This window comes from Sporosalibacterium faouarense, assembly GCF_016765695.1.
GTDB lineage: Bacteria > Bacillota > Clostridia > Tissierellales > VENL01 > Sporosalibacterium > Sporosalibacterium faouarense.
Window position 1 is genome coordinate 57,079 of record NZ_JAETGO010000094.1, and the last position, 20,917, is coordinate 77,995.

Sequence of the window (20,917 nt, forward strand, 5' to 3'; positions counted from 1 at the left end):
GGGATACAATGGCTAACAATAGTAGAGAGATAGTATTAAAGATTCTTTTAGAGATAGACCAGGAGGGAGCCTTTTCTAATATCTCAATAAATAGAAATATTAATAATGAAGTAAGTCCTCAAGATGAAGGATTAATTAGAGAAATCGTCTATGGAGTATTAGAAAACAGAATGTATCTAGACTGGGTAATAAAGAAGTTCTCAAAAGTTAGATTTAAAAAGATATCTCCGGTTATAAAAAATATATTAAGAATGGGTATTTATCAAATTATATTTATGGATAAGGTTCCTGATAGAGCTGCAGTTTATGAGTCGGTGAGTTTAGCGAAGAAGAATTCCCATAAAGGAACCTTTGGATTTGTTAATGGTGTATTGAGGAGTATTTCTAGGAAGAAAGAGAGTATAGAAATACCAAGTAAAGAAAAGAATCCTGTTGAATACCTATCTATTAAGTATTCCCATCCTAAATGGATGATTAATAGGTGGATTAAAGAGTTTGGTGTAGATTTTACTGAAGAATTATGTAATGCAAATAACAAAAAGCCTAAGCTAAATATAAGAGCGAATACATTAAAAACATCTAAAGAAAATTTAATAGAAAAGCTAAAAGAGAAAGGTTTCGATGCTTACGAATGTACAATGGCTAAGGACGGGATTATCGTTGAGAATCCAGTGAGAATTACCGAAATTGAAGAATTCAAGGAGGGGCATTTTCAGATACAAGATGAAAGTTCAATGCTTGTTGCTCAAATCATGAATCCTAGAGAAGATAGTCTAGTGATAGATGTAGCTAGTGCACCTGGAGGCAAGGCTACACATATTGCTGAAAAAATGAATAATAAAGGAAAAATAATTGCTAGGGATGTTTATGACCACAAGATAAAGCTAATTGAAGGCAATGCAGATAGATTGGGATTAGATATTATAGAGGCAGAAAACTACAATGCTTTAAATGTAGATGAAAAGCTTGTAGGTAAAGCTGACTATTGCTTAGTAGATGCACCTTGTTCAGGATTAGGATTAATAAGAAGAAAGCCTGATATTAAATGGAAAAAAGAAGAAGATGATATAGAGAAGATAACATCACTGCAATATAAAATATTAGAAAATGCCTGTAAATATCTTAAGAGAGAAGGGGTGCTTATTTATAGCACTTGCACAATTGAAAGAGATGAAAATATTAACTTAATAAGGAAATTCTTGAAGGATCATGATAATTTTAGCTTATTAGGTTTTGAAGACATGATCTCTGGTGATAATATAGAAACAGCTAAAGATGGTTTTGTTGAGTTATTTCAACATATTCACGATACAGATGGTTTCTTTATAGTAAAACTAATTAAGAATAGGGATTAAGGATAACTTTATAAAACAAATATCTACATAATATGATATAATATAATTTGGAGAATTCTGATTCTCTTTTCTCAGGAGGGATAATTTGAAAAAAATAGATTTAAAGTCTTTAACCATCAATGAGACTAAAGAAGTTTTTTTATCAATAGGAGAGAAATCCTTTAGAGCTGAGCAGGTATTTAGGTGGATTCATGGAAAAATGATAGAATCAATAGATGATATAACAGTGTTATCTAAAGGGCTGAGGGACAAGCTGAAAGATACCCATACAATTGATAACTTAACAATACTTCAAAGGTTTGATTCTAAAGAAGATGATACTAAAAAGTACTTATTTAAGTTAAATGATGGAAATATTATTGAGAGTGTTATGATGGAGTATAAGCATGGAGTTACTCTTTGTCTTTCTACTCAAGTAGGGTGTAAGATGGGTTGCTCTTTTTGTGCATCTACTCAAGATGGACTTGTGAGAAATTTGACTTCTGGAGAAATCCTAGACCAAGTTTATCAGATTCAAAAGGATTTAGATGTTAAAGTTAGTAATATTGTATTAATGGGAAGTGGCGAGCCTTTGGATAATTACGATAATGTTCTTAACTTTCTAAACATCTTACATAGTGAGAAGGGTCAAAATATCGGATATAGACATATTACGTTATCTACATGTGGAGTAGTTCCAAAAATTAAAGATTTAGCCCATGAGGATATTCCTATTACTTTATCTATTTCCCTTCATACTCCATTTGATGAAGAGCGAAAGAAAATTATGCCAATTTCAAGGAAGTATTCTATAGATGAGATTATTGAGGCATGTAAATATTATATAGAAAGAACTAATAGAAGAGTAACCTTTGAATATACATTAATAGAAGGTGTTAATGATAGGGCAGAAGATGCTAAAGAATTAACTAAAATTTTAAAAGGACTTCTTTGTCATGTGAATCTAATACCTTTAAATCCAATAAAAGAATTCAACTTAAAAACGCCAAAAGCCAAGTATATTAAAGAATTTAAAGATTTTTTAGATAGTAGAGGTATTAATTCTACTATTAGAAGAGAAATGGGTAGTGATGTGAACGCAGCCTGTGGTCAGTTGAGAAGAGACTATATTGACACAGAAGAATAAATTACTTGCATAAAGTGAGTGAGGTGATATAATGTTTGTCGGAGTATGTTCAGATGTTGGAAAAATAAGAGAAATAAATCAAGACTCATATTTTAAATGTAATCTTGATGATTTTCCTATTTTTGTTGTGGCCGACGGTATGGGAGGATATAAGGCAGGAGAAGTAGCAAGTCGTATAGTCGTAGAGACTGTGGAAGAAATGGTAAAAGAATATAAGGAAGAGTTAGTTAAAAAGGAGTTAGAAGTTCCAAAATTCATAAATGAGGTATTAAATGAATCTAATAATAGAGTTTATGAAAAGTCTAACTCAAATGAAGAATATGAAGGTATGGGAACAACTGTAACCATGGCTGTTATCTTGAACAATGAAATCTATATTGGTCATATTGGAGACAGTAGAGCTTATCTCATTAGGAACGAAGAGATAATGCAAATCACTCAGGATCATTCTTTAGTAGCAGAATTAGTAAGGAATGGTAGTATTTCTGAAGTTGATGCTATAAACCATCCTCAAAAGAATATTATTACTAGAGCACTTGGAACTGATGCAACGGTTAAGATAGATATATTATCTAAGGATGTAGAAGAAGGAGACATTATATTACTTTGTACAGATGGTTTAAGTAATATGGTTAGTGACGGATTGATTAAAGAAATATTATTAAGTGCAGAGGATAAACAAGAAGCCTGTGAAAAACTAGTTAGTACTGCAAATGAATTAGGAGGACTTGATAATATTACTGCTCTTGTTATTGAAGTTAAACAAGAAAAGAGGTGATCAAATGATTGGAAAAGTTTTAGGAAATAGATATGAAATTGTTGAAAAAATCGGTGGAGGAGGCATGGCTTTAGTATATAAAGCCAAATGTCGCTTGTTAAATAGATTTGTTGCTATAAAGGTGTTAAGAAGAGAATTTATACATGATGATGAATTTATTGCAAAGTTTAAAAGAGAATCCCAGGCAGCAGCTAGTTTATCCCATCCCAATATAGTTAATGTTTATGATGTTGGAGTAGAAGATGATATTTATTATATAGTCATGGAGTATGTCAAAGGCAAAACACTTAAAGAATTTATTCAGGAAAAAGGCAAACTAACTGTTGATGAAACTATGTCTATTGCTGTTCAAATTGCTGATGGATTAAGTCATGCCCATAAAAATCATATAGTTCATAGAGATATTAAACCCCATAATATTTTAATAACAGATGATGGTCGAGCGAAGGTTACTGATTTTGGAATAGCTCAAGCTGCTACTTCAGCTACAGTTACTAGCACTAGTAGTGTTATTGGATCAGTTCACTATTTTTCTCCTGAACAAGCCAGGGGAGGTTATGTTGATGAAAAGTCGGATATTTACTCATTAGGGATAGTAATGTATGAAATGGTAACTGGTAAATTGCCTTTTCAAGGGGATAGTCCAATTTCTGTGGCATTAAAGCATGTTCAGGAAAATATAGCTTCTCCAAAAATAATTAATGAATCTATACCTAGATCTCTTGAAAAGATAATTATGCAATGTGTTAAAAAAGACCAAACCTTAAGATATAGTAATACTGAAAAGCTATTATATGATTTAAAGCAATTTAAAAATTTAAATGATGAGGACTTTATTGATATTGATAATATTAATGATTCACCAACGATAACAATTCCATCAGTAAAGGATGAAGACATTATGAGCAAAAGTATGAGTAGAACAGAAAAGAACAATAATAATAAAGATGAAAAACAAAATAGTAAAAAGAAAAATAATAAGCTTGTAACAGTGGCAGCAGTTTTTTCTGCTATCCTTTTGGCAACTGTTTTAGGTGGAGGATATATTTATATTCAACTTAATGATTATTTGACAGTGGAAGAAGTTAAAGTTCCCGATGTTAGAGGATTAGCTATCGACATTGCTAAGGAACGTATTGAGGATATTGGATTAGAGTTTAAAGTAAAAAGAGAAGAATTTAATTCTGAGTATAAAGCCGATCATGTGATTGAGCAAAGTGTGACACCTGGAACAAAACGTAAAGTTAATTTTCCAATTGAAGTAGTTGTTAGTAAAGGGGAAAAGCTTATTCCAGTACCTAGTTTAGAGAAAAAACTATTATCTGATATTACAATTACATTAGATAATTATAATCTTGAAGTAGGGGATGTAAAATATGATAATAACAGTGAATTTCCTAGAAATGTAATAATTAGTCAAGACCCTGCTCCATCTACTGAAGTACCAGAAAACTCAAAAATTAATTTAATTGTAAGTGCTGGTCCAAAAACTAATACAGTATTAATGACTAATCTTATTGGATCAAATGTAGAAGATGCTAAAAATGAGATTACTTCTTTAGGGTTAGTTGTTGGTTCCATTGACTATCAAGAAAGTGAAAAATATGAAGTAGACATAGTTATAAATCAATCAATATCCTCTGGAACGGAAGTAGCTGAGAGTCAAACGGTAAGCTTAATAGTTAGTTCAGGATCAGGAGAAAAAAGTCAAGAAACATCAGGGCAAAATAACGATTCCTCGAATACAGACAATAGTAATGGGGAAGAAGAAAAATCTGTATCTATTTCTGTCCCATTGCCTAAGAATAAAGATAAGGTTCATGTGAAGGTAAAGAAAGTACAAGGAATCAATTCAAAAATAGTATATGACAAGGAACATAATACTAGTGAAGAAAAAATTTGGGTTACTGTAACTGGAACTGGAAGAACAGTTTATAAAATTTATTTCGATGGAATAGAATTCTTTGAAAAAGAGATAAATTTTGAGGAGGTCAATTAATGCAGGAAGGCATTATTACTAAAGGTGTAGGTGGCCTTTACGAAGTAAAAACCGATAATAAAACTTATCAATGCCGTGCTAGAGGACTTTTTAGAAAGAAGAAAATAACTCCTTTAGTGGGAGATAGAGTTAAGATTGATGAAATACAAGATGATAATGGTTATATTATCGAAATAATGAATAGAAGTACAGAGTTAATTAGACCACCTGTAGCCAATGTAAATCAGGCAATTATAGTATTTGCAATTAAAAAACCTATGCCCAACTTTTGGTTATTAGATAGATTCCTGATATTGGCTGAGAAAGAAAATTTAGATGTAGTTATATGTATAAACAAGGTTGATTTAGACTCCAGTGAGGAAATTGAAAAGATAAATAAGATTTATGAAAAAGCAGGTTATAAGATTATTAATACTAGTTGTAAGAAAGATTTGGGTATCAATGAATTAAGGAATGTACTACAGAATAAAATATCAGTTTTTTCTGGTCCTTCAGGAGTGGGTAAGTCTACATTACTTAATATGATTCAACCTAATCTTCAATTAAAAACTGGAGATGTGAGTAAAAAAACTAGTAGAGGTAAGCATACGACCCGTCATACTGAATTAATGGAGTTAGAAAATGGTGGATGGGTCTTAGACACTCCTGGGTTTAGCTCTCTTGAATTAAGTTTTATTGAGGAAGATGAATTAGAATTATATTTCAATGAAATTCATGATTTGAGTGAACACTGTAAATTCAGAGGTTGTAAACATAATAAGGAACCTAAGTGCGCAGTAAAAGAGGCTGTTGAGAAAAATGAAATTAGTAAGTTTAGATATGAAAATTACTTACTCTTTTTAAATGAACTTAAGGATAATAGGAGGTATTAACATGATAAAAGTAGCGCCATCAGTACTATCAGCAGATTTTAGTAAGCTGGAAGAAGAGTTGAAGAAAATAGAGGACGGCGGAGCTGATATGGTGCATTTAGACATAATGGATGGACATTTTGTTCCTAATATTACATTTGGAGCACCTGTGATAAAGAAATTAAGAAAAGTTACAGATGTACCATTTGATGTGCATCTAATGATAGAAAAGCCAGAAAGATATATAGAAGACTTTGTTGATGCTGGTGCTGATATTATAACTGTTCACCAAGAAGCATCTGTTCATTTGCATAGAACTATTCAGCAAATAAAAAGCTATGGTATTAAAGCGGCAGTTGCATTAAATCCTTCAACACCTCTTGGAGAAATTGAATATGTTCTAGACCAACTAGATATGGTGCTAATCATGACAGTTAATCCAGGTTTTGGGGGTCAGTCTTTAATTGATTCTATGGAGAACAAAGTAAGAAAACTAAAAAAAATGATTGATGAAAAGGGACTTAATATTGATATTCAAGTTGATGGTGGCATTAAGTTAGATAATTTAAAAGAAGTAGTTGACTGGGGAGCCAATGTAATAGTAGCTGGATCGGCAATATTTGGTAGTGAAGATGCTACTGAAGCTACGAGAAGGTTTAAAACAGTAGACTAAAAGAGAATATTTTATATTTGAAGCAACGATATAAAATCGTTGTTTTCTTTATAGAGAGAAAATTGTTAAAAATAAGATGAGAAAGGTGTATTGTAAAAATATACTAGAAAATCTATAGCTATAAATATTTTATAAGTGTTAGAGAGTCTTTAAGAAAAGGGTATATATTAAATTAGAATTCTATTTATTAGGTGTTTAAATATAATTATAGTGGGACAAGTAATGTATGAGAGAGCCATATATTATGATTTAATGGAATAATACTAATATTAGAAGGTTATTTGAAGAAAGCGCATATTAAAATTCTATGTAAGATTATATTTAATTTGGAATTATGCAATTTTCATATTTATAAAGGGAGGAATTTAGATGAATAGGAATAGTAATGTTTACTATATTGTGGAAAGTGGAATTATGATAGCTTTAGCAACTGTTCTTAGTATGGTGAAAATATATCATTCCCCATTTGGTGGATCAGTAACTGCAGGAAGCATGGTTCCTATAATGATTATAGCGTTGAGATGGGGCGTTGGCAGAGGAATTTTAGCTGGTGCTGTGTATGGAATAATTCAGTCCATTATTGACCCATATATAGTTCATCCAGTTCAGTTTGTATTAGATTACCCTATGGCTTTTGGATTACTAGGATTGGCTGGACTTGGAAGACAATATATGCAAAAGATATCAGCTGGTAGCAGTAAAATTAAGGAATATGCATTGCTTTCATTGGGAGTAGTCTTTGCTATATTTGGAAGATTCGCATCCCATGTATTAGCAGGTGTAGTATTCTTTAAAGAATTTGCTGGAGATCAAAATGTTTGGGCATATTCAGCTATATATAATGGAACATATCTTTCACCAGAGTTAATTATATCTATATTTGTAATAATTGCATTGTGGAACCCTATAAAGAGACTACATTTCTGGAAAAGGTGATTTAATGAAAACTCTTATCATATCAAATGGAACAATTGAAGATACTAATATTCTTAACAAATTTATAGATGAGTCAGACTATGTTATATGTGCAGATGGTGGAGCACGTCACTTTTATAAGACTGAATTTAAACCAAGTGTTATTGTAGGAGATTTTGATTCTCTCAATTCTGAGATATTGTTAGATATGAGAAATAAGGAGATAGAACTTTATCAGTTTCCTGCGGAAAAAGATATGACAGATACAGAACTAGCTATTGATTTAGCTCTTAAAAGAGGTGCCACAGACATTACCTTATTAGGTGGAACTGGATCAAGACTTGATCACACTATAGGTAACATAATGATAATGAAAAAGTTTGTCAATATAGATGCAAATATTAAAATAGTAAATAGTAATAATGAAATTTTTATTACCAAGGATAAGTTGATTCTTGATAGACAGGAAAATACTTTTGTATCTGTTATCCCTATAACAGAAGTAGCTAAGGGAGTTACCTTGAGAGGATTTAAATATGAAACAAATGATATAGATTTTAGGATGGATGAAACATTAGGCATAAGTAATGAAATAATTAATGAAAAAGGAATAATTGAAATTCGAGAAGGCATTTGTCTAGTTATAATATCTAAGGACTAATATATGTGAATTCTATAAATTGCAGAAGGAGTGATTTACTGGTCAAACTTAGATTTGATTAATAAAAAAACTACTTATAAGAATAAAGCCAAGACAATAAAAATATAGATTTATTAGAGGAAGTTTAGCATCTTATGATCACCACAAGGATTAAAAGGAACATTATTGGAACTTGTGAATATAATATATCATAATGGGTCTTAAGGGAGTGGTGTTAGATGAAAAAATTTTTTCAATAAATTCTATTTTAAAAAGAATTCTAAAAAAGTTGTAGGTATCTTATTAGCGGTTATTGGGACAATTATTATTATACAAGTTGTTCCTCTTAGAATCTGGGTGTTTTTACTAGGTTTATTGTTAATATGTGCGGGATGGATATTCTTTAGAATGTTTTAGGAGTTGTTATAATGAGAAGGAGAAGGACACCTAAGGCCTTAATTATAGCTATATTGATTATCCTTGTGGCTGTTATAGGATATATATTCTACTTATTACCAAAATGGGTTTTCTTCGCTTTTGTCGGCTTAGTTTTAATTAGAGTAGGATGGTATTTATATGATTGCTAATATAGAATAGGCTTCCTAACTCAGGAAGCCCTATTAACTATATAGCTCTTTCAACTTTGTTTGATCTTAAACATCTTGTACAAACATAGATTCTTTTCTTAGTTCCATCTACAATGGCTCTAACTCTACGTACATTTGGACTCCAACTTCTTTTTATTTTACGGTCAGAGAAAGTTACGTTGTGACCTGATACTTTTCCTTTTCCGCATACTTCACAATACTTAGCCATATTAGAACACCTCCTCGCTTCAAGTAGCTTATTAAGCAAATAAAACTATTATTTCCTAAATTTACGCACATTATATTTTAACATAACTAAATATATTTTGGCAATAAAAAGATATAAATATCCTAAAAAAATATAATATTATATGTAAATTTGAACAGATTATTATTATAGGGTAGAATATAGATATAGAAATATTGTATAATATAATTCATATAAGTAATAAGGAGGATTGCTAATGTCAGCAAAAATAAAAAATGATTATGGTACCATTTTTATTGATGACTCCGTTTTAGCAACTGTTGCTGGCTTGTCAGCAATGGAGTGCTATGGTTTAGTTGGCATGTCAAACAGAAGTGCTGCTGATGGTCTAGTTGAATTATTAAGAAAAGAGCATTTAACAAGAGGAGTTAAAGTAGAAACAGAAAATGATAGCATTGTAATCAGTTTGTACATTGTAGTACAGTTCGGAACTAAGATTTCTGTGGTTGCAAATAATATTATAGAGAAAGTTAGATATAATATAGAGAATTTAACAGGAATGAAAGTCAAAAAAATTAATATAAATGTAGAAGGTGTAAGAGTACAAAAGTAGTAAGGAGGTACAAAAGTTGAAAATTGAATACATAGAAGGTGGATTGCTCAAAAAATTATTTTTTGGGGGAGCAGCATATTTGGAAAAAAATAAAAAAATAATAAATGATTTAAATGTTTTTCCAGTGCCCGATGGCGATACAGGTACTAATATGGCACTAACTGTCCAATCGGCAGTTAAGCAAGTAAAAGCTGTGGATGGTGATGATATTGAAGATATAGCTAAAGCTATGTCTAATGGTTCATTAATGGGGGCAAGAGGAAATTCAGGAGTAATTTTATCTCAACTATTCCGGGGATTTGCTAATGGTCTTAAGGAAAAAGATAAAATAGATACTGAAACCTTAGCAAATGCTTTTAAATTAGGGTCTGACACTGCCTATAAGGCTGTTATGAAGCCTATAGAGGGTACTATCCTTACTGTTGCTAGAGAATGCGCTGAAAGGGCTTTAGAGATTTGTAAAACTGAAAAGGATATAATAGTATTCTTAGAAAGAGTTATAAAACATGGAGATGAAACGCTTCAAAAAACTCCTGAAATGTTAGATGCATTGAAAAAAGCAGGAGTTGTGGACGCAGGAGGAAAAGGGCTATTGGTTATCTTGATAGGAGCTCTTAAAGTTTTAACTGGAGGACATGACAGTTTCTTAGAAGAATTTGACGAAGTTGAGATTGTTAATAAAACTTCAGAAGAAGTTTATGATGAAAATATAGAATTTGGATATTGTACAGAATTTATCATAAATAATACAAAAGCTGATGTTCATAAGTTAAGGGAAGAGATTTCTAAATTTGGTGACTCTTTATTAGTAGTTGGTGGAGATAATATTATAAAAATTCATGTTCATACAAACAACCCAGGACAGGTACTTGAAAGGGCCATGTGTGAAGGTGAATTAATAGATATAAAAATTGATAACATGAGATACCAACATAGTAATATAGTAGTTACTGAGAGTGAGATGAATGATAATAATATTCAAGAAGAAAAGAAATATGGATTTATCACTGTAGCTATGGGTGATGGTATTGCTAATGTATTTAAAGATTTAAATGTTGACCATGTTATTACAGGCGGGCAGACTATGAATCCTAGTACTGAAGACATACTCAATGCTATAAATAATATTAACGCTGAAAATATCATAGTTTTACCAAACAATAGTAATATTGTTCTTGCTGCAAATCAAGCGAAGGAATTAAGTGATAAAAATATTGAGGTTGTACCTACTAAATCTATAGCACAAGGGATCTCGGCTTTACTTTCTTTTGATGAAGACTCTGAATTAGAAGATAATTTAGAGAATATGTTAGATTCCATCAAATATGTAAAGACAGGACAGATAACTTATGCTGTGAGAGATACAGAGATAAATGGTCAAGAAATAAATAAAGATGATATCATGGGAATTTGTGATGGGGATATTATTTCTGTTGGTAATGATATTCAAAATGTGGCTCTAGATTTAATTGAAAAAGCTACTGATGAAGATAATGAATTGATTACTATCTTTTATGGTGAAGACATTTCGGATGATGAAGCAAACAAGTTAGCAGAATTGTTAGAAGATAAACTAGAAGATTATGACATCGAAGTGGTCTATGGAGGCCAGCCACTTTATTATTACATTTTTTCAATTGAATAGAAAATACGGATAAATGGTATTTAAGGAATGATAAATAAATTTTAAAGAAAAGTAGTTAGGTTTTGCTTAACTGCTTTTTTGTTGCAGTAAAAGTATAGAGAAATTAACTTTGTTGTTTCTATTGTGTAGAAATAAGTGTTTGTATATAATATAAGTAAACGTATGTTCTTGAGGTGAAATAATTTTGAATAAACTAGATACGTCAGTTCAATATATTAAAGGTGTAGGACCCAAAAAAGCAAATTTTCTAAAGAAATTAAATATCAGTACTGTAAGGGATTTAATGAATTACTATCCGAGAACTTATGAAGATAGAAGGAGTTTCAATAAACTCATCAATAGTGTGGATGGAGAGAAAATCAATGCAAAGGTTTGTATATCTGGTACTGCTACTATTATGAGACCTAGGAGGGGTTTATCTATAACAAAAATTCCCATTAGAGATGATTCTGGGACGGGATTTTTAGTTTGGTTTAATCAAGCCTATATGAAGGATAGCTTTAAGCAAGGAGAAACGATAAAAGTCAATGGAAAAGTTAAGAGACGAGGATTAGATATACAAATATATAATCCTTACTATGAGAGAGATAATGGAAAAAATAAAATGCTCGGTAGAATTATACCTATTTACTCTTTAACCGAAAAGATAACTAATAAGGAAATGATTAAACTGATTTCTAAGACATTAAGAGAATATTTAGCTTATGAAGAAGAGATTTTAACAGAGGAAATATTGAATAAATTTAACTTATTAGGAATAATTCAATCATTAATAAATATACACTTTCCTAAAAATAAGGAGTTGTACCTTAGAGCTAAAGAGAGATTAGTATTCGAAGAGCTCTTAGTCCTTCAAATTGGATTATTTGCTTTGAAAAATAGGTATAATCAAGAGAATAAAGGAATTGTATTTAAGGAATGTCAACAAGTAGATAAATTTATTAAATCTTTGTCTTTTTCCCTTACTGGAGCTCAGAAAAGAGTACTAGAGGAGATAGTAGAAGATATGGAATCTGATAAATCAATGAATAGATTAGTACAGGGAGATGTAGGTTCAGGAAAAACAATTATAGCTGTATTATCTATGCTTAAGGCATATCATTCAGGATATCAAAGTGTTATGATGGCTCCTACAGAAATACTTGCTAAGCAACACTATGAGAGTATAAATGATTTATTTAGGGATATGGATATTAAATGTGAACTTTTAGTGGGAAGTATTTCTACTAAACAAAAAAAAGAAATTTTAAATAAAATAGAAGAAGGCGAAATTGACATAGTGGTGGGAACCCACGCTATTATTCAAGATGGAGTAGAGTTCTGCAAACTAGGACTGGCTATAACTGATGAACAGCATAGATTTGGAGTTCGTCAGAGGGCCGCTCTTTCATCTAAAGGGGAGAATCCTGATGTTTTAGTAATGACTGCAACTCCCATTCCAAGAACTCTTGCATTAATATTATATGGAGATCTAGACATATCTATTATAGATGAAATGCCACCTGGAAGAAAAAAGGTAAAGACCTATGCAGTAGGTAATACTATGAAGGATAGAATTTATGAATTTGTTAGGAAGCAAATAATTGAAGGTAGGCAGGCATATATTGTTTGTCCTTTAGTAGAAGAGTCAGAAAAGCTAGACTTAAAATCAGCAACAGAATTATATCAAGAACTTGATGAATATTTTGGAGATGTAAGAGTTGGGCTTTTACATGGAAAAATGAAGGCTAAGGAAAAAGATGAAATAATGATGAAGTTTAATAATCATGAAATAGATGTATTAGTTTCAACCACAGTAATAGAAGTCGGAGTAAATGTGCCAAACGCTAATATTATGGTAATAGAAAATGCTGAAAGATTTGGTTTAGCTCAATTACATCAGCTAAGAGGTAGAGTTGGTAGAGGTGAACATCAATCCCACTGTATATTAATTAATGATAGTAAGAGTAATGTCGCTAAGGAAAGAATGAAAATTATGGAAAAAAGTAGCGATGGATTTGTTATTTCTGAAAAAGATCTAGAGTTAAGAGGGCCAGGAGAATTTTTTGGAACTAGACAACATGGTATACCTGATTTAAAGATAGCAAACATATTTTCTGATATGAAGATTTTAAAGGTTGTTCAAACATTAGCTGAAGATATTTTTAAAGAAGATCCGAATTTAAAATTAGAGAAATATCAGCCTTTAAGAAGAAAGATATTGTCTCTATTTAAAGATAAGCTTGATGAGATTTCCTTTAATTGACAAACAATAAAAACTTATAAAAAAATTATGTAAGACTAAATTCTAGAAATTTTTATATTTAGCTAATTTACTCTTGACTCTGTAAGTTGAATTACCTATAAAGTTTTAATATACAATTTTCTCATATAATTTTGTGTATTAGATAAATAATAGGAAAAAATAAAAGAAAGGTGCTAAAACACCTTTCTTTTTTAATCAATCTGATATTTTATCAGATTATAGAGGAGAAATTGAAGAAAAGAGGCTAAGGGGAAAGTATAGTAGACATTAAGTCTATTTATAGTTTTTGTAATTGCCTCAAAAATATTCAAAAAATAATAGTTATAATTTTTACTTTGTATAGAAATTGTGAATATGCTAAAATAATAATGTGGTAATAAGGAGGTAAGATATGAGAGTTATAACTGGAAAAGCGAAGGGCAAAAGGCTTAAAGCACCTAAAGGCTTAAGTACTAGACCGACTACAGATAGAGTTAAAGAATCTTTGTTTAATATAATAGGGCTAATTCCAGAAGATAGTTTAGTTTTAGATTTATTTTCTGGTTCAGGAAATGTTGGAATTGAATTTTTAAGTAGAGGTGCTTTAGAGTGTTACTTTATAGATAATGACTTTAATAGTATTAAAATTATTAAAGAAAATTTAGAGAATACTAAATTTATATCTCAGGCTAATGTATTTAAAAATAGTGTCGGTAGTGCAATAAAGGTTTTAGGAAAGAAGAGCAAAAAATTTCATTACATATTTATGGATCCTCCTTATGAGAAAAATCTTGTTGTTCCATCATTGGAATCTATTTGTGATGAAGATTTATTAGTTAATGATGGTATAGTTATTATTGAACATGAAAGCAAAACTGAATTGCCTGACAAGATAAAAAATATAACGACATTTGATACGAGAAGGTATGGAGATACTACAATAACCTTCTATAAACATGAGGAGGAAATGAAATGAAAGTAATTTACCCAGGGAGTTTTGACCCAATAACTAATGGACATCTAGATATTGTAGAGAGGTGTTCCCAAAAATTTGATAAAGTTATTTTAGCAATTTTAAATAATTCTGCAAAAAATACCTTATTTACTGTTGATGAGAGATTAAAAATACTAGAAAGTTGTATTGAAGAATATGATAATGTTGAAGTGGATACATTTTCAGGACTTCTTGTTGATTATGCTAGGGAAAAAGGCATAACTACAGTAATAAGAGGACTTAGAGCTGTAACTGATTTTGAATATGAACTACAAATGGCTCTAATGAACAGAGAATTAGATTCTGAGCTAGACACCTTATTTCTAATGTCTAGTAGTCAATACGCTTTTTTAAGTTCCAGTTTAGTTAAGGAAGTAGCTAAATACGATGGTGATATTACTAGATTTGTTCCAAAGGTGGTTGAAGAAGCACTACATCATAAGATGAAGGGGGATAAATAAAAAATGGATGTATTAAAGCTATTAGATTTAGTCGAGGATATATTGGAGGAAGGCTCTACTATTCCATTTACAGCAAAGGTATGTGTTGATAAGGATGAGCTTTTAGATATAACTCGAGAAATAAGACTCAAACTTCCAGATGAGATTAAACAAGCTGAATGGATTAAGGAAGAGAGACAAAGAATATTAGTAGAAGCACAGAATGAAGCCGATACAATAACTGAAGAGGCAAGGCTACGTATTGAAGAGCTTATTGAGGAAGACGAGGTAACCCAAAAAGCTAAAGAAAGAGCAGATGAAATAATAGAACAAGCTCAACAAAATGCTAAAGAAATAAGAATTGGAGCAAGAGAATATGCTGACCAATTATTAAAGGATGTTCAAGAACAGCTTAAAGGTATGATTTCTACTTTAGACGAAAATAGGAATGAATTAAAAGGTTTAAAATAATAGATTTAATACTGGGACTGATTGCATTAGAACTTTAAATATCATCTGCAATCAGTTCTTTATATTTTGCTTTTTACTCTATAAATAATGCTAACAAGCATAGTAAGTATGATTAAAGTTAAAGTTATTGATCCCCACATTTTTAATGAAAACTTAAAAACTCCAGTCCAAGTAGGTGTAAAAATATAGTTTGTTTCTGAAGCAACTATTGAGGAAGCAGCTATATAATTTTTGAATGCAAAATTATATAGTATATAGGAGTATCCAAATGCAAAGATTCCGTGTAGAGCCTTAGCTAAAATATAGATTTTTGTATTAATATCTGTTTTACTTAACATTGTCATAGATTGGCTATGAATTGATAGACCACTCCAGCCTATTAATAAGCTAGCAACAGATATTTTTGTGGACAACTCTACTGAGGATACAGAGGACACTAGGCTACAACCATTGGTTATCTCAATTACGCCACTTAAAGTTGCATGAATAATTTCTTTGTTATTTATGAATGGGAAGACAAAAGATATAAGGTTGGAGATGGCTGTTAATACACTAGTTATTTCTAGGATTCTAATCACTACTGAATACAATATGATAAATCCACCAACCATGAACATAGTATTCATACCTTCTTTAACTGAGTCTCCCATTAAAACACCTAGTGGTCTATTGTCTTCTTTTCGAGACCTAAGTAGTTCTTGCAATGCAGTTTTTATGTAATTTCCATTATTTTTAGGATCAGAGCTAGGTCGTTCATTCCTTTTATAATAGCTAAAAATTATACCAACAGTAATAGCACCTAGATAATGGGATATAACTATTAGAGGTCCTATGCTTACATTACGGAACATGCCAACAGAAACAGCCCCAATCATAAAGAGGGGACCAGAGGTACTACAAAATGACGATAGTCTTTGAGCTTCTGTTCTAGTAATTGTGTTTTTAAGTCTAAGGTTGGATACCAGCTTAACTCCAACTGGATATCCTGAAGTAATACTCATGGCAAGGGGAAAGGCTCCTTTGCCAGACACATTAAAAAGGGGCCCCATAATTGGATTTAGTAAGGATCCTAGGAAGTTAACTACTCCTAAACCAACCAAAATTTCTGAGCCAATAAAGAATGGTAATAGAGAAGGTAAAACAATATTAAACCATGTAGACAATCCATTTTTTGCTGCGTCTACTGCATCCTTAGGATAAATTATAATTGTTAAGACTATACAAATTGCAATAATAACAGTCATGTATGTTGTTATTTTAAATCTATTATTTATAGTTCTGTCTTTTAACATAATGTACCTCCCTGTAGTCTACTATGATATATGTATATTTATGTAATAGTTTTTTTATGATTTCACTTGCAAAATAAATAGTAGGGAGTTTATATGAATTATCAGAAATGATATAATACAAATATTATTGAAAATTGTTATAAACAATAGAATTTTATAATGTTTTAGGAGTTGGATTTATATGTCTTTTATGTCTATATTAATGAGATAGATATAATGATTACACATGAGGAGGTTAAAACATGGAGAGTATTGATAAGATTAAGTATATATTAGGCCTAGAGGTTAATTATTTAAATATCCCAGTAAGAGATATTCTTATAGCCCTTGGGATATTCATAGCTTTTCTTATATTACGAAAAGTATTGACTAAGTACATATCAAGAATAATATTAAAATTTGTAAGTAATACTAAATCTGAAATTGATGATGACATTTTTAGGGCTTTTGATAAACCTGTTAAAGGACTATTTACAATACTAGGACTTTATTTATCATTAACTTACCTGCCTTTAAGTATTTCGATTAATGAAGTGATTACCAAACTTTTTCGTTCTGGAATAGTTATACTTTTGGCATGGGGATTTTATAATTTAGAAGGAACATATTCAATTCTTCACGAAAAGATGAAGGATAAGCTTAACATTAAAGCAAATAAGATAGTCAAACCATTTTTATCAAAGGTCTTAAGATTTATCACTATAGTTATAGCAGCAGGAATTGTTGCACAGGAGTTCGACTTTAATGTAAGTGGCTTTATCGCTGGATTAGGTATAGGTGGTTTAGCAGTAGCCTTAGCAGCTAAGGACACTTTATCTAATATCTTTGGTGGAATCGTGATTATAGTTGATAAACCCTTTGACATAGGAGATTGGATACTGTCTGGAGATATGGAAGGGGTAGTTGAAGATATAAACTTTAGGAGTACGAGAATAAGAACCTTTGCCAAAGCTTTAGTTACAGTTCCTAATTCTAAGTTAGTTGATCAACCAATAATAAATTATTCAAGAAGGGGAATAAGAAGGGTTACTTTTAAATTAGGGGTTACATATGATACACCTATTGACAAACTAAAGCAGTCTATAAATAGAATAGAAAAGATGCTTTATGACCACCCTAGAGTAGAAAATGAAACTATTTTTGTAAAGTTTGATGAATTCAATGATAGTAGTCTAGATATATTTTTATATTTTTTCACTTCTACAGCTAATTGGGAAGAGTATTTAAACATCAAACAAGAAGTTAATTTTAAGATAATGGAAATTTTAGAGGAAGAAGGGGTTTCAGCAGCATTTCCAAGCAGAAGTATTTATTTTGAAAATAAAATAGAGACATCCAAATAGGATCAAATAGAATTTAAACAAATAAAGAGCCTTAGAAGTTAAACTTCTAAGGCTAAAGATTTGTCTACCTATATTAATCTAGTTGTGGCTCTTCGATTTTTTTGCCAGCAACATATCTTTCAATAATGTTTCTGTCATCGCCAATATAAATATACCTTTGTAGACGCTCTCTTAACGTAATATTTAAATCTCCAAGACTACTGTCGTCTATAACTAGGGCATCAAACTCATATCCTTCTTCAAAGCTTCCTACGTTGCCAAAGAAGCTACCACTACCTTTAGTACCTAAATAGAAAGCTTCCTCGGTAGTAAGCCAGTCTAATTTTTTGTCAGACTCAAGCCATTTAATCTTTGATGCTTGCATAGCTGCAACCATAACATTAGGAATTGAAACCTTATGACCTGCACCAACATCTGTGCCTAATCCTACATTTACTCCTTTATTCAAGAACTTGCGAACTGGCATAATGCCACTGGCAAGATTATAATTAGCATTAGGACAGTGGGCAGCATACACTCCGTTTTTAGCCATTAAATCTATTTCTTTGTCAGTATTATGAACGCAGTGGGCCATTACAGTTGGTACTTGACCAAAGCATTTAAAGTTATTATATACACTTGCATAATCTTCAAACTCTGGGTGCAACTCTTTTACCCATTCAACTTCTCCTAAATTTTCCGAAATGTGAGATTGAATTGGAACATTATATTTTGCTGCTAATTCACCAAATCCTCCTAATGATTCTGGTGTACAGGTTGGTACAAATCTTGGAGTTACGATTGGCTTAACTATATTAGATTTATTACCATATTCCTTTAGAATCTCTTCAGTATCTGAAAGTGATAGTTCTGTAGTTTCAATTAAGAAATCTGGCGAGTTTCTATCCATCCCTACTTTTCCCACATAGGCACCCAATCCAGATTGAATAAAGTAATCTAATAATATCTTAGTAGATTCTTTGTGAAGACTACTGAATACAACTATTCTTGTAGTACCTTGCTTCCAAATTTCTTTTACAACTCTTTTATATATTTTTTTTGCATAATTAGGGTCAGCATATTTTGCTTCCTCAGGAAAAGTGTATTGATTAAGCCAAGGAAGTAGTTCTTTGTCCATTCCTAAACCTCTATTAGCATATTGTGGAGCATGAAAATGCAAATCAGAAAAACCCGGTATTATAAGCTTGTTGCCATAGTCAATAACATTTTGATTTTTGTATTTATCTGGTAAAATACTTAGTACTTCTTTGACTCTTCCATTCTCTACAACAATGTATCCATTCTTTAAGATATTGAATTCCTTTGACGTTGGTGTAAAAATAATATTACCTTTATAAATAGTTGTTTGGCTGTTAGTGCTACTGTCACTCATCTAATCACTCCTTGAATCTCATTCTACATTAAATTTCACAAAAAAATAAGCCATAATTTTGCGAATACCTTATATATTATATATAAATTATATTATATGAAAGCGTATTCCCATATGTAAAAAGCTAACAAAATGATTACATAAATTATATATTTATATTTACATAAATTTAATTAAAATATACTATATATAGTTATAGTACTAATAATAATCTGATATAATGTAGAACGTCAACATAATAGATTGGAATATTATAACATTAGAATTGTGATTTGAGAAAATTGCATGTTAAAACTTTATGCAAAATTATATTCTAGTGACTTAAGTATTTAGCCAATTTGATAATAAGTTCATAGTAAAAGTTACTACTTAAGTCATATCTGGGAAATAATCTTGTGATGTAAGTTTAGTTTTTTAATATGTGAACTACTAAACTGCATCATTTATAATTAGATTTGTTAAAAATGTGATTCGCTGAAAGTTCTCATTAAATGTTGGAAATACTCTTAAAGTTAGTTATTTAGTATGTAGGTCAATATATGGGGTGATTTTGTGAATGATGGACATAAAATAGGTTTAGCATTAGGTTCAGGAGGAGCTAGGGGTCTAGCACATATTGGAGTATTAAAGGCCCTTGAGGAACATGACATTAAAATAGACATGATTTCTGGTTGTAGTGCAGGGGCCTTAGTAGGAGGATTATACTGTTGTGGTATTTCTCCAAAGATGATAGCAGACATTGCTTTTCAACTGGATATGAAAACATGGGTTGATTTAACAGTACCTAAAAAAGGATTTATAAAAGGCGAGAAAATCCAAGAAATTGTTAAACTATTAACAAGATGTAGAAATATTGAGGATTTAAAAATACCCTTTACTGCTATATCAACTGATTTAAAAGTAGGACAGAGATATATATTTAATAAAGGTCCCCTTTATAGAGCTATAAGAGCAAGTATATCTGTACCGGGAGTTTTTGAGCCATTAAGAATGGGAAATAAGGTTTTAGTAGATGGAGCAGTTATTGATAGAGTTCCTGCTTCTGTTGTAAAGGGTATGGGATCAGATATTGTGATTGCAGTGGATGTAGGGTTTGGAGCTCCTCAAGGTAAAATAAATCATATAATTGATGTTATGCTTCAATCAATAGATGTAATGTCTAGACAAATATCTAAGAGAAGTTTTATTAAAGCGGATATACTATTAGAACCATCTCTGACTCACATAGGAGGAACAAAGTTTAATCTTGTTGATGAATGTGTGGAAATAGGCTATAATACTACAATTGAAAAAATTGATGAAATAAAAGGATTACTGAATGAAAAGAATTATGCAATTTAAAAAGGAGTATCCTGTGTACTTTCTGAAGGGGATCTAAGTCCCCCTAATAG

Annotated in this window: 20 protein-coding genes; 17 read left to right on the top strand and 3 right to left on the bottom strand. The window is 30.9% G+C overall.

The window, feature by feature from the left end; translation table 11 throughout:
* Positions 1-8: 8 nt before the first annotated feature.
* From rsmB to JMO20_RS18720, 9 genes are all read left to right on the top strand, one after another.
* Positions 9-1,355: a 16S rRNA (cytosine(967)-C(5))-methyltransferase RsmB gene (gene rsmB / locus JMO20_RS18680; protein ID WP_202711269.1), complete on the top strand. Its 1,347-nt coding sequence runs from the start codon at positions 9-11 to the stop codon at positions 1,353-1,355.
* Between the two features lie 85 nt (positions 1,356-1,440).
* Positions 1,441-2,481, top strand: coding sequence for a dual-specificity RNA methyltransferase RlmN (gene rlmN, locus JMO20_RS18685; RefSeq protein ID WP_202711270.1), 1,041 nt, complete (start codon positions 1,441-1,443; stop codon positions 2,479-2,481).
* Between the two features lie 31 nt (positions 2,482-2,512).
* Positions 2,513-3,259 carry a Stp1/IreP family PP2C-type Ser/Thr phosphatase gene (locus JMO20_RS18690; protein ID WP_202711271.1) on the top strand — a complete coding sequence of 249 codons (747 nt, stop codon included), beginning with the start codon at positions 2,513-2,515 and terminating at the stop codon, positions 3,257-3,259.
* 4 nt (positions 3,260-3,263) lie between these two features.
* Complete coding sequence (gene pknB, locus JMO20_RS18695) at positions 3,264-5,258, top strand: Stk1 family PASTA domain-containing Ser/Thr kinase (RefSeq protein WP_202711272.1); 1,995 nt, start codon at positions 3,264-3,266, stop codon at positions 5,256-5,258.
* Positions 5,258-6,130, top strand: a complete 873-nt coding sequence (rsgA, locus tag JMO20_RS18700) for a ribosome small subunit-dependent GTPase A (protein ID WP_202711273.1) — start codon at positions 5,258-5,260, stop codon at positions 6,128-6,130. The genes pknB and rsgA overlap by 1 nt, the downstream gene beginning before the upstream one ends.
* A 1-nt stretch (position 6,131) precedes the next feature.
* On the top strand, positions 6,132-6,782 hold the full coding sequence (rpe, locus tag JMO20_RS18705) for a ribulose-phosphate 3-epimerase (protein ID WP_202711274.1): 651 nt from the start codon (positions 6,132-6,134) through the stop codon (positions 6,780-6,782).
* A 369-nt stretch (positions 6,783-7,151) separates the two neighbouring features.
* The gene (gene thiT, locus JMO20_RS18710; protein WP_202711275.1) at positions 7,152-7,718 is read left to right on the top strand and encodes an energy-coupled thiamine transporter ThiT; all 567 of its coding nucleotides are present in this window, start codon (positions 7,152-7,154) and stop codon (positions 7,716-7,718) included.
* A 4-nt stretch (positions 7,719-7,722) separates the two neighbouring features.
* Entirely contained in the window at positions 7,723-8,358 is a 636-nt protein-coding gene (locus tag JMO20_RS18715; protein WP_202711276.1) for a thiamine diphosphokinase, read from the top strand.
* 407 nt (positions 8,359-8,765) lie between these two features.
* The gene (locus JMO20_RS18720; RefSeq protein WP_202711277.1) at positions 8,766-8,924 is read left to right on the top strand and encodes a hypothetical protein; all 159 of its coding nucleotides are present in this window, start codon (positions 8,766-8,768) and stop codon (positions 8,922-8,924) included.
* A gap of 37 nt (positions 8,925-8,961) precedes the next feature.
* On the opposite strand, the gene rpmB is transcribed toward JMO20_RS18720, so the two are convergent.
* Positions 8,962-9,153, bottom strand: coding sequence for a 50S ribosomal protein L28 (gene rpmB / locus JMO20_RS18725; protein WP_202711278.1), 192 nt, complete (start codon positions 9,151-9,153; stop codon positions 8,962-8,964).
* 235 nt (positions 9,154-9,388) lie between these two features.
* On the opposite strand from rpmB, the gene JMO20_RS18730 reads away from it, so the two are divergent.
* The 6 genes from JMO20_RS18730 to JMO20_RS18755 all read left to right on the top strand — a co-directional run bounded on the left by JMO20_RS18730 (position 9,389) and on the right by JMO20_RS18755 (position 15,519).
* On the top strand, positions 9,389-9,745 hold the full coding sequence (locus JMO20_RS18730) for an Asp23/Gls24 family envelope stress response protein (RefSeq protein ID WP_202711279.1): 357 nt from the start codon (positions 9,389-9,391) through the stop codon (positions 9,743-9,745).
* Positions 9,746-9,761: 16 nt separating this feature from the next.
* Complete coding sequence (locus JMO20_RS18735) at positions 9,762-11,390, top strand: DAK2 domain-containing protein (protein WP_202711280.1); 1,629 nt, start codon at positions 9,762-9,764, stop codon at positions 11,388-11,390.
* A gap of 184 nt (positions 11,391-11,574) precedes the next feature.
* Positions 11,575-13,635 (top strand): ATP-dependent DNA helicase RecG, encoded by a 2,061-nt coding sequence (gene recG / locus JMO20_RS18740; protein WP_202711281.1) that lies wholly within the window; start codon positions 11,575-11,577, stop codon positions 13,633-13,635.
* A gap of 391 nt (positions 13,636-14,026) precedes the next feature.
* On the top strand, positions 14,027-14,590 hold the full coding sequence (rsmD, locus tag JMO20_RS18745) for a 16S rRNA (guanine(966)-N(2))-methyltransferase RsmD (protein WP_202711282.1): 564 nt from the start codon (positions 14,027-14,029) through the stop codon (positions 14,588-14,590).
* Positions 14,587-15,069, top strand: coding sequence for a pantetheine-phosphate adenylyltransferase (coaD, locus tag JMO20_RS18750; RefSeq protein ID WP_202711283.1), 483 nt, complete (start codon positions 14,587-14,589; stop codon positions 15,067-15,069). The genes rsmD and coaD overlap by 4 nt, the downstream gene beginning before the upstream one ends.
* Before the next feature lie 3 nt (positions 15,070-15,072).
* Entirely contained in the window at positions 15,073-15,519 is a 447-nt protein-coding gene (locus tag JMO20_RS18755; RefSeq protein WP_202711284.1) for an ATP synthase subunit B family protein, read from the top strand.
* A gap of 59 nt (positions 15,520-15,578) precedes the next feature.
* Here JMO20_RS18755 and ylbJ read toward each other — a convergent pair whose 3' ends face one another.
* A complete protein-coding gene (gene ylbJ / locus JMO20_RS18760) occupies positions 15,579-16,811 on the bottom strand; it encodes a sporulation integral membrane protein YlbJ (RefSeq protein WP_202711285.1) in 1,233 nt (410 codons plus the stop codon).
* A gap of 242 nt (positions 16,812-17,053) precedes the next feature.
* Between ylbJ and JMO20_RS18765 the strand changes: the two genes are divergently transcribed.
* Complete coding sequence (locus tag JMO20_RS18765; protein WP_202711286.1) at positions 17,054-18,154, top strand: mechanosensitive ion channel family protein; 1,101 nt, start codon at positions 17,054-17,056, stop codon at positions 18,152-18,154.
* A 73-nt stretch (positions 18,155-18,227) separates the two neighbouring features.
* On the opposite strand, the gene guaD is transcribed toward JMO20_RS18765, so the two are convergent.
* Positions 18,228-19,526, bottom strand: a complete 1,299-nt coding sequence (gene guaD, locus JMO20_RS18770) for a guanine deaminase (protein WP_202711287.1) — start codon at positions 19,524-19,526, stop codon at positions 18,228-18,230.
* Between the two features lie 552 nt (positions 19,527-20,078).
* On the opposite strand from guaD, the gene JMO20_RS18775 reads away from it, so the two are divergent.
* A complete protein-coding gene (locus JMO20_RS18775) occupies positions 20,079-20,867 on the top strand; it encodes a patatin-like phospholipase family protein (RefSeq protein WP_202711288.1) in 789 nt (262 codons plus the stop codon).
* The last annotated feature ends 50 nt before the right edge of the window (positions 20,868-20,917 follow it).

Bases quoted from the DNA above. Each gene is read 5' to 3' on its own strand.
- coaD (WP_202711283.1), top strand. From the start codon at position 14,587: ATGAAAGTAATTTACCCAGGGAGTTTTGACCCAATAACTAATGGACAT.
- ylbJ (WP_202711285.1), bottom strand. From the start codon at position 16,811: ATGTTAAAAGACAGAACTATAAATAATAGATTTAAAATAACAACATAC.
- pknB (WP_202711272.1), top strand. From the start codon at position 3,264: ATGATTGGAAAAGTTTTAGGAAATAGATATGAAATTGTTGAAAAAATC.
- rsmD (WP_202711282.1), top strand. From the start codon at position 14,027: ATGAGAGTTATAACTGGAAAAGCGAAGGGCAAAAGGCTTAAAGCACCT.
- thiT (WP_202711275.1), top strand. From the start codon at position 7,152: ATGAATAGGAATAGTAATGTTTACTATATTGTGGAAAGTGGAATTATG.
- JMO20_RS18730 (WP_202711279.1), top strand. From the start codon at position 9,389: ATGTCAGCAAAAATAAAAAATGATTATGGTACCATTTTTATTGATGAC.
- rpe (WP_202711274.1), top strand. From the start codon at position 6,132: ATGATAAAAGTAGCGCCATCAGTACTATCAGCAGATTTTAGTAAGCTG.
- JMO20_RS18765 (WP_202711286.1), top strand. From the start codon at position 17,054: ATGGAGAGTATTGATAAGATTAAGTATATATTAGGCCTAGAGGTTAAT.
- JMO20_RS18720 (WP_202711277.1), top strand. From the start codon at position 8,766: ATGAGAAGGAGAAGGACACCTAAGGCCTTAATTATAGCTATATTGATT.
- rsmB (WP_202711269.1), top strand. From the start codon at position 9: ATGGCTAACAATAGTAGAGAGATAGTATTAAAGATTCTTTTAGAGATA.
- rsgA (WP_202711273.1), top strand. From the start codon at position 5,258: ATGCAGGAAGGCATTATTACTAAAGGTGTAGGTGGCCTTTACGAAGTA.
- JMO20_RS18715 (WP_202711276.1), top strand. From the start codon at position 7,723: ATGAAAACTCTTATCATATCAAATGGAACAATTGAAGATACTAATATT.
- guaD (WP_202711287.1), bottom strand. From the start codon at position 19,526: ATGAGTGACAGTAGCACTAACAGCCAAACAACTATTTATAAAGGTAAT.
- rpmB (WP_202711278.1), bottom strand. From the start codon at position 9,153: ATGGCTAAGTATTGTGAAGTATGCGGAAAAGGAAAAGTATCAGGTCAC.
- JMO20_RS18755 (WP_202711284.1), top strand. From the start codon at position 15,073: ATGGATGTATTAAAGCTATTAGATTTAGTCGAGGATATATTGGAGGAA.
- JMO20_RS18690 (WP_202711271.1), top strand. From the start codon at position 2,513: ATGTTTGTCGGAGTATGTTCAGATGTTGGAAAAATAAGAGAAATAAAT.